This is a genomic window from Aliinostoc sp. HNIBRCY26 (assembly GCF_050235535.1).
Classification (GTDB): domain Bacteria; phylum Cyanobacteriota; class Cyanobacteriia; order Cyanobacteriales; family Nostocaceae; genus Trichormus.
Window position 1 is genome coordinate 1375618 of the sequence record NZ_CP189852.1, and the last position, 12334, is coordinate 1387951.

Genomic DNA, 12334 nt, shown 5'->3' on the forward strand with positions numbered 1-12334 from the left:
AGTTGAGAAACTTAACACTCTGTAAATATGGAATATATTGCGTTCCCTTTGCAAGCCAACATCCATAATGATGGTTACAAAGTAGATTTTATCTTTTGTTGAGGTGGTTATTTGCATAGTTCCTGTAACAACTTGATGAGAACAATGCACCACTTCTATAAAAAAAGTAACATAATCGAGAGATAGATTTCATCAACGAAGAGTCAACTGGGTAATTCTACTAGGCATTTTGGGTTGAGGTGAAATTTGAAGATGGGGTTCATGCACAAACAGTTTTTTCGGTTGGGATTTGCTTTTTTGGTGGCTTGTGGTTTGGTGTTCAGCACACTCATCCAACCAGCCGACGCATTGACGGAGGAACAGAAATTAGTTTCAGAAGTTTGGCGCATTGTCAATCATGCTTATTTGGATGATACGTTTAATCATCAAAACTGGTCAGCTGTGCGGCAGAAGGCACTTGAGAAGCCTTTCAAAGACCAAAAAGCTGCTTATGTAGCCATTCAGAATATGCTCAAGTCTCTTGATGATCCTTTTACAAGGTTTTTAGATCCTGAGCAGTACCGGAGTTTGCAGGTCAATACTTCGGGAGAATTGACTGGAGTGGGCTTACAAATTGCCCTTAACCCCGAAACTGGCAGACTAGAGGTGGTATCTCCTATTGAGGGTTCACCAGCCGATAAGGCGGGAATTAGACCCCGCGATCGCATCCTCAAAATTGAAGGGACTTCCACAGACAATTTAACTCTAGACGAAGCCGCCGCCAGAATGCGCGGCCCAATTGGTAGTTTGGTCACACTGTTAATTGAGCGAGAAGGCGATGGCGAGAGGGAAGTTAGAATTGTGCGCGATCGCATAGCTCTTAATCCCGTTGTAGCTGAATTACGCTCATCCCCTCAAGGTAAGTCTATCGGCTATTTACGCCTGACACAGTTCAATGCCAACGCTTCTACAGAGTTAACGCACGCCATTACTAGTCTAGAAAAAAAAGGCGCAGATGCCTACATTTTAGATTTACGCAATAATCCCGGCGGTTTACTACAAGCAGGCATTGAAATTGCCCGATTGTGGTTAGATGCAGGCACTATCGTTTACACCGTCAACCGCCAAGGTATTCAGGGCAGTTTTGATGCCTTTGGCCCGGCCTTAACTAAAGATCCTTTAGTTATTTTAGTCAATCAGGGGACAGCCAGTGCCAGCGAAATTTTAGCCGGCGCACTGCAAGATAATCATCGTGCCACATTAGTGGGTGAAACTACATTTGGCAAAGGTTTAATTCAATCTTTATTTGAACTTTCCGATGGTTCTGGTCTGGCCGTTACTATTGCCAAATATGAAACTCCTAATCATCGAGACATTAATAAATTAGGCATTAAACCAGATCAAGTCATATCCCAACCGCCCATCAACCGCGATCAAATCGGCTCTCCAGTTGATTTGCAATATCAAGCAGCTGTGGAGATGTTGAGTAAAAGTGCTGTGGTAGCGGGTGTAGAGGCAAGAGGATAGGGAATGGGGAATGGGGGATAGGGAATGGGGAATGGGGAATAGGGAATAGGGAATAGGGAATAGGGAATGGGGAATGGGGAATGGGGAATAGGGAATGGGGAATAGGGAATAGGGAATAGGGAATAGGGAATGGGGAATGGAAGGTAGACAAGGTAGAATTGATTTTCTCACTCTCAGCACTGGCTAAACGCTGCGCTACCGCTAACAGCACTTTCAAGCTATGAGTAGAAAAACAAACTATGCCCAATGCCCAATGCCCCATGCCCCATGCCCCATGCCCAATGCCCAATGCCCCACGCCCTAAAACGCTGATAAATCAATTGCGGTTAAGCGTTGGTAAGCTTGGTCTATAATTCTTTGTCCCCGTAAGAATCCGGTGTTGCCTCCAGGACAGATGTACTGGAGTGTTTCTGGTGTAAAGATTTGTATAAGTTTTTGCAGGCTGTTAATTTGTCTTCGCCAATGAAAGGTTTTTGAGGTTCGCATTGGCACTGGTTCACCTTGCAGGTTAGGAACTAGGTGACGACCGGAAAACAGCACGCCTCCATAGTTGTTATAGTAGAGGCAAGATGAACCAGGGGAGTGTCCTGGTGTCCAAATTAATTGGGTTGTAGCATCTAAGGTTAGTTCTTGAGTAAAAGTAGTGACTGTTAATCCTGGTAGTAAATAAGCTTCTTGCTCTTGAATGATGACCTCACAACCAAAATGCTGCTGAATGTCTGAAGTTTTGCCGATAGCACCTCGATGGGTAATACATAACCATTTCACACCACCGTGCGATCGCAAAAAATCTTGACTTACTTCGTCTAATGATGGGCAATCTATGAGGATATTGCCTTCATTTCCTACAATTAAATAAGATGTTCCCCCTAGTGTGTCCCGATTTGGTGGAAAGGCAAAAATATTGTCTAGGACAAACCTTGGGGATTTAGTTGTAGGACTTGGTGGTTGAGGTACGGGGGACATGAGCAAATGTGGGGAGTAGGGACTAAGTTAAATTCAACAGGTAAAAAGCTGAGACAATAAAAGTTCTTTCTTTTTACTTTTGTACTTTTACTGTTGCCTTCTGTTAGCAGGCTGTTTTTTCTCAATTAATGAAAAGCAAATGACATTTTGGTTTCTCTTCCTACTGGGATTAGCTACTTATCTCATGGTGCAACGTAGTGTCGTCAATATCACCCGCACACCAATTTGGTTGTTATGGTTGGTATTAATGACACCTGCATTATTATTAAGTGGCTGGACTTTGGTGTATGGGGTCAAACAACCTCCACCACCATCACTGATTATCTGGCCGGCAATCATCTGCCTTTTGTTATACTGGCTGTTGTTTCAGTGGGGACGGCAACCACCAAGGGATCAACAAACCCAAACCACAACCCAAACCCCAGAATCACAATCGGCTATCCATCCTACCGCAGAACAAGCACCTGTGCGTCCCATTGAACCTACGGAAGAAACCCAACTCAGAAATTGCTTTCCCTGGTCTATTTACTACATTCAGAACATTGAGTATAGACCCCAAGCAATTATCTGTCGTGGTCAGTTGAGAACAACGCCTATTCAAGCCTATCAGCAGATTAGAGCCAATATCGAAGCACAATTTGGCGATCGCTTTTTGATTATCTTTCAAGAAGGTTTTAATGGTAAACCTTTCTTTGTGTTAGTTCCTAATACGCAAGCCGCAAGAGCCGGAAACACTAACAAGCAAGAACAATTAACCAGACCTGGATTAGCATTGTTGCTAGTTTTAGCTACTTTAGTCACTACCTCATGGGTGGGTCTGACCATTGCTGATGTTAGTCCTAAAACTCTATCATCAAACCCCCTGCTTTTTTTACAAGGATTACCCTATGCCTTAGCCCTGATGACTATTTTGGGTATCCACGAATTAGGACATTATCTAACTGCTAGATTCTACAAAATTCGCTCTACACTGCCTTACTTTATACCGATGCCTTTTTTCTTGGGAACTTTTGGGGCATTTATTCAAATGAAGAGTCCCATTCCCAACCGCAAGGCTTTATTTGATGTCAGTATTGCTGGGCCACTGGCGGGTTTTATTGCGACATTGCCTTTAGTGATTTGGGGTTTAGCACACTCAGATATTGTGCCTTTGGATGACAAAACCAGTATTTTGAACCCCGATGCCCTCAACCCAAAATACTCTATTCTTATAGCAATACTCGCTAAAATCGCTCTAGGCGGTGCATTAACGGCAAAATCGGCTATTGATTTACATCCTGTAGCAGTGGCGGGTTTTCTAGGGTTAATCGTTACAGCTTTGAATTTAATGCCCGTGGGACAGCTTGATGGCGGTCATATTGTCCATGCTATGTTCGGACAACGCACAGCCATGTTAATTGGTCAAATTGCCCGTTTGTTATTACTCATGCTGTCCTTAGTGCAACCAGAATTTTTTGTCTGGGCAATTATTCTTTTGTTTATCCCGTTAATTGATGAACCTGCTTTAAATGATGTCACCGAACTAGATAACAAACGTGACATTCTCGGTTTATTGGCAATGGCTTTATTGGTGGTAATTATACTACCCATGCCCCAGGCGATCGCCAATTTGTTAGGAATTTAGCAGCACAAAGGATGAAGTAGAATGGTGTCAATATTTGTAGTTGAAATGGGCAGAGGGCAGGGAGAAGGCGGGTTTTAACTGATTAACTGTTTAATTCGATATTTCTTCCCCTGCTTCCCCTGTCTCTTAACTTGCTGACTTAGCCACTTCCGAAGTTGTCTTCGCAGGCGCACCACCACCCATGCGAATCTCAGAAGTAAAGGCAGCCCTACTAAAGCCACTAGCATCCTTAAAGACACTAACTCGCATCCGTAAATTGGGACTAGCAAACCACAGACGTTCTTCTGACTGGATTTTTGCGGATTCTGTGGTTATAGTCAACGCCTCATCAGTGCCAATTTTATACCTACCAATAGTGAGTTCTTGTTGAGCGTTCCCCTTTGCTTGCAGTAGTCTGCCTTCATGGGGATTATCTTCATCTGGCACAGAAACTAATAAAGTAGAAGCTGGTTTTTCTCTCTCCGATTTTATCGGGTCTTTCCAGGTAATAGTTGCTGCACAGACAGCTGCACTAGGGGAAATTTCATATTGTTGACAAAGTTTGATCACTTCTGGGTGATCGGCTGCTATTGTCTCAATAATCAGGTTGGATTTACCGTCTTCCGATGGCTTAACGTCTAAACTGTGACTGCTGCGATGGGAAAACCATTTTCCAGCACTCAACTCAAAAAATTCTTCAATATTCATAATTAAAATTACCCTGCATCAAAATACGAAAATCCCACTTCTTATTATTAAAAAGCAGCTGGGGGTTTTAATATTAAACTTGATTACCACTTTGCTCAAGTCTGTTAAGACCGATTCTCGCCGCTTCCGCCACGTTGGGATGACTATCTTTGGTTAAATATTTCAAAGCTGAGATACTTTTAGCAGTGGGCAGATTGCCTAAAGATTCCGCTAACCTTTGTCTGATTAACCAATCATCAGATTGAGCAAAGCGCAGCAGATAATCTACTGAATCAACATCTTGGATTTCTCCCAAGGCTGAGATTGCTGCTTCTTGTAAAACCATTTCCGAACTATCTAAAGCTTGAATTAAGATGTCGCGCGCCCGTGGATCTTTGAGATTACCAAGGGAGACAGCCGCACTAAAGCGCACTAGCCAATCAGTATCTTCATAAAACGCTCTAGCTAGCGTCTCAAAAGCTCTGATATCACCCAAATAGCCCAAAGCCCCAGCCGCATCCGCACGCATCCCATAATCTGGGTCATTTTGCAGAATATCAATTAAGATTTCATAGCATTCAGTTGTTTGCTTGATACCCAGAGCAAAAATTGCCATCGATCGCAGCTGTAAAGATTCATCATCCAACACTTTTTTAATCAGAGGCACAGCATCTTCAGCAGGGACATCCCGCAAATTAGCTAAGGCTACCATGCGATCGCGCAAATTCGGACTTTCTAGCTGAGAAGAAATTTCCTGCAAGTGTGGAACAGTCATTGTAGTTATCAGCGAATTCTTAATCTATCTTTACTTTACTTTACTCAAGCTCTCATGTGGGGAATTGGGGATTGGGCATTGGGAATCGGAGACAAGGTAGACAAGGTAGCCGGAGAGAAAAAACCAATGACTAATGACTATGGACTAATCCTGTATCTGACTTAGCAAAGAGAATTAACAGTCGGTTGTTCCTCTAGGATGACGAGAACAAGGAGTTGATTGGCGAATGTAGGTGGAAGATACACACACCGAATACCTTGGTGTTTACATCCCAGGAGAAAACCTATGGTTCAACTAACAGAACGTCCTGTCTCCAGAATCACCAACTTACAAGAAAAATTCGTTTACGAAATTTGTGCTATGTACGACGCTGAACAACGCTTTTGGGAAGCACAACAGATGATGTTGCAGTGTTGTCAAAATAGCCAGTTAAAGTCTCTGATTGAGACTCACATTCGGGAAACAGAACAACAAATTCAAAATCTAGAACAGGTGTTCAACACTTTGGGACAACAACCTAAGCGGATCACCTGTGATGCGGCTGCGGGTTTAGTCAGTGATGGTCAAAAATTCATGCTGCTAGCTGCGGAAAGTCAGAAAATCCTCACTTTGGGACTAGCCGCAGCTCAAGCCAAGGTAGAACAACTAGAAATTGCTTGCTACCGTGGTTTGATTCAAGTAGCTGAAAAGATAGGAAAACAAGACGCTGTGAAATTACTACAGCAAAACTTGCAGCAGGAAGAACAAACCGCGAAAAAACTAGAACAGCATATGCCAGAGTTACTTAAGGAGTGTAAGTAGATAGTCTCAGTGTAAATTTTGAGAACCCATAGCTAAAAGAAAGCGAGGTTAAGACAACCTCGCTTGCGTTTTATTGTTAGTCTTGCTGTTAGATGAGGAATGAGTGCGATTTGCTTGAGCTTCTAGCCATCCATCTAGACAATACTCCGCCCAACAAAAGCAATATTCATTCCAGCAAAAATCACATAATCTCTCACCAGAGAAGGAATCGCCGCCATTTCTCTGTGTGGGACAGTAACGAGGGCATGGGAAGTAATCAGTCATTGCTTCCTCTATCAGAAACAGGACTTACGCAACTGGCACAAGCAATGGTGAGCTTCGCGCACCGAGCGCCCAAAAACTACAGAGAAGACATAGCAATATCTGGACGTTTTAGTTGCTCAATTAAATAATTAGAAAGCAAATTGTGCTTGAGCTTGTAAATAGTTTGACCTGTTTGATAAGCTAAACTTTTCAGTCTTAGCCAAACTAACATAGCGCAAGCAATATGATTTCTTTGAAGACGGGCTTTACGGCATTGACATGATTCAATACCAGTTAGTTGCTTTATTTCTCGATGAAACTCCTCTATTTTCCAACGAATTTTACACACCTGTTGTGTAACATCCGTAGAACTTTGAGATAAATCGTTTGTTGCGACATAATCCGTCCTATCGGTAGAGATAGTAACCCGGAAAAGTTTCACTTTTTTCTCAGCAGGGAATCCTTTAATTTTTATGATTTTACCACATTTTAAATCTTCCTGACTCCATTCTAGAGATTCAATATTCTTATATTTTTCTCTACCAAAACTATCATCTACTAAACGATTAGTCTTTAAAGGACAATAATAAACTTTATCTAGACTATCGATATAAAGCATTAAATTATTGACCGCATACCAAGTATCCATTAAAACTGTATTGAAAGGTAGAATCTTTTGATATACAAGCCCTTGGAGCATATTTTTCACATGGTCAATCTTGCTGAAACCATCATTTTCTGGATTGAAAATTCGATAATCTATTACCCAGAAATTGAGAGTTTTAGGATTAACATATATGCAACTTACTATTCCTATCCCTCTAACAACACCATGTTCATTACCACTATACTGCCTTCGTACTATTTCTATTTCTTCAGAAAATCTTTTATCTAAAACTGTATCATCAAATATAATATAAGCATCCTCGTCAGTGACAATTAAATCTTTGACATTATCCCAAAGTAAACGAGGAGTTAATTTTTCATTTCTTAAATAATAATTAATTTTGTCATGACTAATATTTGACAAATGTTCTGCTAGATTAGTGATTGTATAGTTAATTTGACTGCTAAGTAAATATTGACAATAATTAAGTTTAGTAAATTTCATCACTAACCAACTTTTTGATGTACTTCTATCAATTTTCTCATAAAATTTTTAACAACAAGATACATCACTATTTATTGTTACTAATTCGAGTCAAACCAATCAAACACATTCTCGCTAAATCAATACCTATGTACTACTGGCTAGCGATCGCACTGTGCCAGTTGCGTAAGTCCTGAGAAACTTACTACACTAGTCGTCAATTCTCTCAGATCCCTAGAAAATTACCAATCCCAGTTAAGTGAGTATATGGATTGATTACCTATTTTCTTGGTGTTAGCCTACTATCATCGGCAATTCAAACGGAAACCCGATGTATATAGTAAATTTTATTTTTGCTTGATTACCGAATTATTCCATTTACATAAATGTAATATTTTTAACCAAAACTTTAAATTTATGATAGTCACAGTATCAATACAAGGTGACTTTTTCAGTGTTTTTACATACAAACTCTTCTTAATAACTTCATCAATTGCAGTAAAGATAGTGAATTTAGATGAATATTTCACTATCTTCTTTTTCTGAATTCAGTAATGACAAATCTCTTTTAAGTAGTTAAACTTTACTTCATAAAGAGATTACCGAAAGGTAAAGAGCTGAAGTTGTAAGACACCAAATTTTTAAATAGGTTTAGAGTTCAGTATTCCACTTAAACTAACCGTAGAGTTCCCCTACGGTTTTTTATTGTCAATTTATCTAGGGTAAAACAGCAAATAGAAAGTTTGACACAATTAAATTTCAACCTGATCAATTTCATCTTCTTACTTACTGAGGTTGATAAGTTTTCAATTTAAGGAATCTTGCTGTCATCGATGAATATCAGTAAACTTTCGGAAAGCAGATTTACTTATTCTCTTCAATTTGAAAATTTTATCATCGATTTTTGAGAGTTTTTTGAGTAAATATCATTGCTTCTATGAGATTTCCACATTAATTATGTAAGCATCTTACGTGAGTAATTAAGTAAATTTCATAATTCTCAGTTAAAGCCTGTTTTTTTACTTGATAAAAATACTAATTATTTATGTTGAAGATTGTATCTTTATGTAAAGATTTTCCAGTGGTTTTACCACAGCTAAAACAACACTTTATGAATAAAAATAAAGTATGAGTTTACAAAATATTAATTATGAGATTAACAAAACTCGGTGGTCTTGTTGCTCTTATTTCACTAACATTTAGTAGTGTGGCATTAGCTGAAACTACCAAAAATAGTTTTTATCTTCAAGTAGGATCTAATAGGAATGGTGATCCTATTGTTTTGGATTTATCATCTGTGCAAGGAACTGAATATACTCTGTTAGAACAACAAGGTAATAGTATAGTCAGAAGAACATTAAGAGCAGCTTGTGGTCAAGGTAAGTTATTTTCTAAAAAATTGGCTATCTACGCTTCTAATGGTAATTTGACTAGAGTTGATAGAACAGAACAAGAAATCTTTCCCAAACCCAGGAGTGCTGATGCTAACTCTATGGAAATTGTTTGTCGAGTAGCAACAAATAGGACAAAATAGTTACTCTTGAGGCATCTGATTTTTTATTTACAAAAGAAATAGATGATGACGTTTTCAGAAACATTTGCAACGTTTTAACAGTCTGGAAATTGCAAATTCTGCAAAAATTCTGCAATGTATTCTGCTAACCAGGGAATTCCCGGACTACCTGATTTAACACATCCCACAGAACTAATTCAAATTGGTTCTCAATTACTGCCAGCTTTTTTATTTTTAGTATTTTTAATCATAGCCTTGGGAGTAGCGATCGCCCTCATCAGTTTTGCGTTACGCGCCCATCCTTTAGACCAAAAAATGGTCGTTGGAGAATGGACTATTCATTACTCAAAGCTGTTATGGGGTCTGCAACATTTAACTCTAGTTCTAATATTGTTAGTTGCAGGGTTTTTTCTGTGTTCCACTTTGAGCAATCGTTATCACCATTGGGAACAGGCTAAGGTTGCTCAAGTTGCTCAAAGTGTAGCTGGAGATAAACTAGAGCAAATAGTCCCCCAAGTGCGCTATGTGATACAAGAGCCATTTACCTATACAACTCAGGTAGATGGCAAAATAGTTAAAGTCAACGACAAAAGAGAAGTGAACCGTTTACTCTCCCTTGCTGGTTCACAAGTTCAAGTGAAGTTAGATCAAAGCACCGATGTTCAAAATCGCAGTGCAGTTTACCGCGTAGATTATAGTGCGGAATATAAGGTAGTTAACCGCCTCAATAATATTGAGAAGTTCTTTTTTGAAGCACAGCCGCCTATTGGCTATTCCCTGCTTTCTAACTATAAAGTAGAGCGCGATCGCAACCGACTAGAATCTGTTGAACCTGGAAACTATAGTTTTGCTTTCCAGTTACCACCAGGGGAAGAAACCAGCTTTCGTATTACTTATCAAGCACAAGGGGGGCCACGTTGGGTTTATAACGCCACCGGACAGTTACTTTCTAACTTCCGTTTGACAGCAACAGCTAACTTTGCTGGTGCTGATTTTGCTAGTGGGATTATCCCCAGTGAAACTAAAGCTGATGGTCGTAGCACTCAGTTTACTTGGATCTTTGACGATAATGTGTCTGTAAAAAATCCCTTTGGTGTGTTCACCAACACTGATCCCATTCGTCAAACCGGAATTCTTCCCAGGCTATTGTTACTAGCACCAGCTTTATTTTTATGGTGGATATTGCTGCTGTATTTGTCTATCCCCATGAGTTTGAGAAATGTGGCGATCGCTGCTAGTATTTTCTTTGCTTGTCTGTTGACTTTAACCTATCTCAGCCGCTTCATGAATCCTGTATTTGCTTGGACTATGCTTTCCGCAATATTACTGATGTTGTCCTGGGGCTTAGGTTACAGTCGCAGTGCTTCCCTCGCTGCCATTATCTGTACTATCACAGGTGCAATATTACCTGTATTGGCTTTATTAGTTCCCTTTAGTGGACTAACTTTAAGTATCGCAGGTTTATTATCCGTAATTTGGTTAGCAGTCCGCCATTGGTACGGTTGGTATAAATTGCAGCCCAGTGATCATTAACAATTCAAAATTCAAAATTCAAAATTCAAAATTCAAAATGAAAGACATTTTCAGCCGGGGATTTCAACCCCCACTGAAAATATGCCACGTGTAGACGTAGGGGTCTTAAACCCTTGAATTTACGATAATTTCCCCAATCCCCAATCCCCAATCCCTAATATATTCACCTCTGATTTTTAAGCGGTTTACGGATAGCACTTTGCCAAGTAATTGTTTGCTTGGCTGAACGTTCTCCCAGGGAACGAGTTGCGACAACTTCAATATCTACGTTGACACCAGGGCGTAAATTTTCCCGTTTGATGTTCAATTTACCCAAAGCTAGAGTAAAGCGGTTGTAATCACGGGTGACGAGGTTAGCAGGAATTTCACCGTCATACTGGGTTTGATAGTCGCCAAATCCAGCATTATTGTCTTTAATCCGAAATTTCACCCGAAATTGAGTGTTAATGACATCAGACTTAGCAGCCAAATCTACTATTTTTAAATTCAAGTTTTCCCCAGCATCAGCAAATTCTGCTACGGATAATCTGGTGACATCTTTTCTGGGGATGAGGTGGTTAACGGTAAATTTAGTAGAGTTAGCCTCATTACTGCTACTACCAGCAACCCACAAATCATCAGGAAAATCAACTTCTACTTGTTTGTTATCGTTGAGACTAACTTTAACTTTTTCATTGCCAAAGTTGCTGATGGGTTGTCTTTCTTGCCAAACTAATTGAAAAACAGTTTCTAAGCGTTCCTCAAATTCTCGATATTCATCAGCAATTATCGAACCAGGTGCTAAAAGAGATGCTGCACCTTGATGGAGTTTCCACTTGTGTTTGGAGAGGTTAATTTGTTTACTACCAAGTTCAGATATTGGTAAGGTAACGCTGGGGGTTTCTTCAGGTAAGGTTTGTTGACTCTTAACGATACTCAAAACGCCTAACTTGCCTTTTTTCCCATCAATACCATCACTACCACTGTAACCATCTCTACCACTCTGACATCTGTAGGTTTTCTTTGTACATTTATAATCAGGAGTTCCAGGTTTTCCTGTGCAGGTTTCTCTCTCCCAACTACTCTTATGACATCGACAACCAGCTACACCACGACCACCCCGACCCCCACGTCCAGGGTCTCCAGGGTTAGCACGCACGAGAATTTTTTGTAAATCTGCTAAATTTGTGTAGTAAACGGTGATATTTCCGCCATTTCCTCCGTCGCCTCCCTTCCCACCATTTCCACCATTCGCACCATCTGGTGCTTTAATATCATTGTTGGGGTTGCGTTCAGAGTGGCGACATTTAGGCCGAGAACCACTTCCCCCATCTTCCCCGTCTTCCCCATCTTGACCTGATAGGTCAAAACTGATAGATGAACCATCAGCTATAAAAGTTTTATTTTCACCGTCACGGCCATTTCTACCATGTCGCCCACTAGCACCGTTATAACTACCTTGGTTAGTGTAGAGATCATCATCGTATCGCTCATTAGCTGTGGCTGTACAGAAAACTGAGCTAGAAGCAGGTAACAAACCGCCAAATAAAAAGAAGATTAAAATTAGCGGTAGCTTACTCCTCAATAACTTGTTCATTACCGAAAATCTCAAGGTTTTAACTGAAAAGACACTTTTTA

At 40.1% G+C, this 12334-nt stretch carries 11 protein-coding genes; 5 read left to right on the forward strand and 6 right to left on the reverse strand.

Annotated elements, in window-relative coordinates:
- Positions 1 to 252: 252 nt before the first annotated feature.
- Positions 253 to 1506 carry a carboxyl-terminal processing protease CtpA gene (gene ctpA, locus ACQFX9_RS05820; RefSeq protein ID WP_427161115.1) on the forward strand — a complete coding sequence of 418 codons (1254 nt, stop codon included), beginning with the start codon at positions 253 to 255 and terminating at the stop codon, positions 1504 to 1506.
- A gap of 300 nt (positions 1507 to 1806) precedes the next feature.
- Here the strand turns inward: ctpA and ACQFX9_RS05825 are convergent, their stop codons facing one another.
- A complete protein-coding gene (locus tag ACQFX9_RS05825) occupies positions 1807 to 2472 on the reverse strand; it encodes an MBL fold metallo-hydrolase (protein ID WP_427161116.1) in 666 nt (221 codons plus the stop codon).
- Positions 2473 to 2611: 139 nt separating this feature from the next.
- Between ACQFX9_RS05825 and ACQFX9_RS05830 the strand changes: the two genes are divergently transcribed.
- Positions 2612 to 4096 (forward strand): site-2 protease family protein, encoded by a 1485-nt coding sequence (locus ACQFX9_RS05830; protein WP_427161117.1) that lies wholly within the window; start codon positions 2612 to 2614, stop codon positions 4094 to 4096.
- Positions 4097 to 4222: 126 nt separating this feature from the next.
- On the opposite strand, the gene ACQFX9_RS05835 is transcribed toward ACQFX9_RS05830, so the two are convergent.
- Both ACQFX9_RS05835 and ACQFX9_RS05840 read right to left on the reverse strand, forming a co-directional pair.
- The gene (locus ACQFX9_RS05835; protein ID WP_427161118.1) at positions 4223 to 4783 is read right to left on the reverse strand and encodes a phycobiliprotein lyase; all 561 of its coding nucleotides are present in this window, start codon (positions 4781 to 4783) and stop codon (positions 4223 to 4225) included.
- Between the two features lie 73 nt (positions 4784 to 4856).
- The gene (locus ACQFX9_RS05840; RefSeq protein ID WP_427161119.1) at positions 4857 to 5537 is read right to left on the reverse strand and encodes a HEAT repeat domain-containing protein; all 681 of its coding nucleotides are present in this window, start codon (positions 5535 to 5537) and stop codon (positions 4857 to 4859) included.
- A 285-nt stretch (positions 5538 to 5822) separates the two neighbouring features.
- Here ACQFX9_RS05840 and ACQFX9_RS05845 point away from each other — a divergent pair, with 285 nt between their 5' ends.
- Positions 5823 to 6338, forward strand: coding sequence for a ferritin-like domain-containing protein (locus tag ACQFX9_RS05845; protein WP_427161120.1), 516 nt, complete (start codon positions 5823 to 5825; stop codon positions 6336 to 6338).
- A 48-nt stretch (positions 6339 to 6386) separates the two neighbouring features.
- Here ACQFX9_RS05845 and ACQFX9_RS05850 read toward each other — a convergent pair whose 3' ends face one another.
- A complete protein-coding gene (locus tag ACQFX9_RS05850; protein WP_427161121.1) occupies positions 6387 to 6602 on the reverse strand; it encodes a hypothetical protein in 216 nt (71 codons plus the stop codon).
- A gap of 76 nt (positions 6603 to 6678) precedes the next feature.
- Positions 6679 to 7692 (reverse strand): IS701 family transposase, encoded by a 1014-nt coding sequence (locus ACQFX9_RS05855; RefSeq protein WP_427156835.1) that lies wholly within the window; start codon positions 7690 to 7692, stop codon positions 6679 to 6681.
- Between the two features lie 1129 nt (positions 7693 to 8821).
- On the opposite strand from ACQFX9_RS05855, the gene ACQFX9_RS05860 reads away from it, so the two are divergent.
- A complete protein-coding gene (locus ACQFX9_RS05860; protein WP_427161122.1) occupies positions 8822 to 9205 on the forward strand; it encodes a hypothetical protein in 384 nt (127 codons plus the stop codon).
- 114 nt (positions 9206 to 9319) lie between these two features.
- Positions 9320 to 10717, forward strand: a complete 1398-nt coding sequence (locus ACQFX9_RS05865) for a hypothetical protein (protein ID WP_427161123.1) — start codon at positions 9320 to 9322, stop codon at positions 10715 to 10717.
- 163 nt (positions 10718 to 10880) lie between these two features.
- Here ACQFX9_RS05865 and ACQFX9_RS05870 read toward each other — a convergent pair whose 3' ends face one another.
- The gene (locus ACQFX9_RS05870; RefSeq protein ID WP_427161124.1) at positions 10881 to 12293 is read right to left on the reverse strand and encodes a collagen-like protein; all 1413 of its coding nucleotides are present in this window, start codon (positions 12291 to 12293) and stop codon (positions 10881 to 10883) included.
- Between the last annotated feature and the right edge of the window lie 41 nt (positions 12294 to 12334).

What these genes read in the sequence shown, in the direction of transcription:
- ctpA (WP_427161115.1), top strand. Translation starts at nt 253, where the DNA reads ATGGGGTTCATGCACAAACAGTTTTTTCGGTTGGGATTTGCTTTTTTG.
- ACQFX9_RS05845 (WP_427161120.1), top strand. Translation starts at nt 5,823, where the DNA reads ATGGTTCAACTAACAGAACGTCCTGTCTCCAGAATCACCAACTTACAA.
- ACQFX9_RS05830 (WP_427161117.1), top strand. Translation starts at nt 2,612, where the DNA reads ATGACATTTTGGTTTCTCTTCCTACTGGGATTAGCTACTTATCTCATG.
- ACQFX9_RS05850 (WP_427161121.1), bottom strand. Translation starts at nt 6,602, where the DNA reads ATGACTGATTACTTCCCATGCCCTCGTTACTGTCCCACACAGAGAAAT.
- ACQFX9_RS05855 (WP_427156835.1), bottom strand. Translation starts at nt 7,692, where the DNA reads ATGAAATTTACTAAACTTAATTATTGTCAATATTTACTTAGCAGTCAA.
- ACQFX9_RS05840 (WP_427161119.1), bottom strand. Translation starts at nt 5,537, where the DNA reads ATGACTGTTCCACACTTGCAGGAAATTTCTTCTCAGCTAGAAAGTCCG.
- ACQFX9_RS05835 (WP_427161118.1), bottom strand. Translation starts at nt 4,783, where the DNA reads ATGAATATTGAAGAATTTTTTGAGTTGAGTGCTGGAAAATGGTTTTCC.
- ACQFX9_RS05825 (WP_427161116.1), bottom strand. Translation starts at nt 2,472, where the DNA reads ATGTCCCCCGTACCTCAACCACCAAGTCCTACAACTAAATCCCCAAGG.
- ACQFX9_RS05860 (WP_427161122.1), top strand. Translation starts at nt 8,822, where the DNA reads ATGAGATTAACAAAACTCGGTGGTCTTGTTGCTCTTATTTCACTAACA.
- ACQFX9_RS05870 (WP_427161124.1), bottom strand. Translation starts at nt 12,293, where the DNA reads ATGAACAAGTTATTGAGGAGTAAGCTACCGCTAATTTTAATCTTCTTT.
- ACQFX9_RS05865 (WP_427161123.1), top strand. Translation starts at nt 9,320, where the DNA reads ATGTATTCTGCTAACCAGGGAATTCCCGGACTACCTGATTTAACACAT.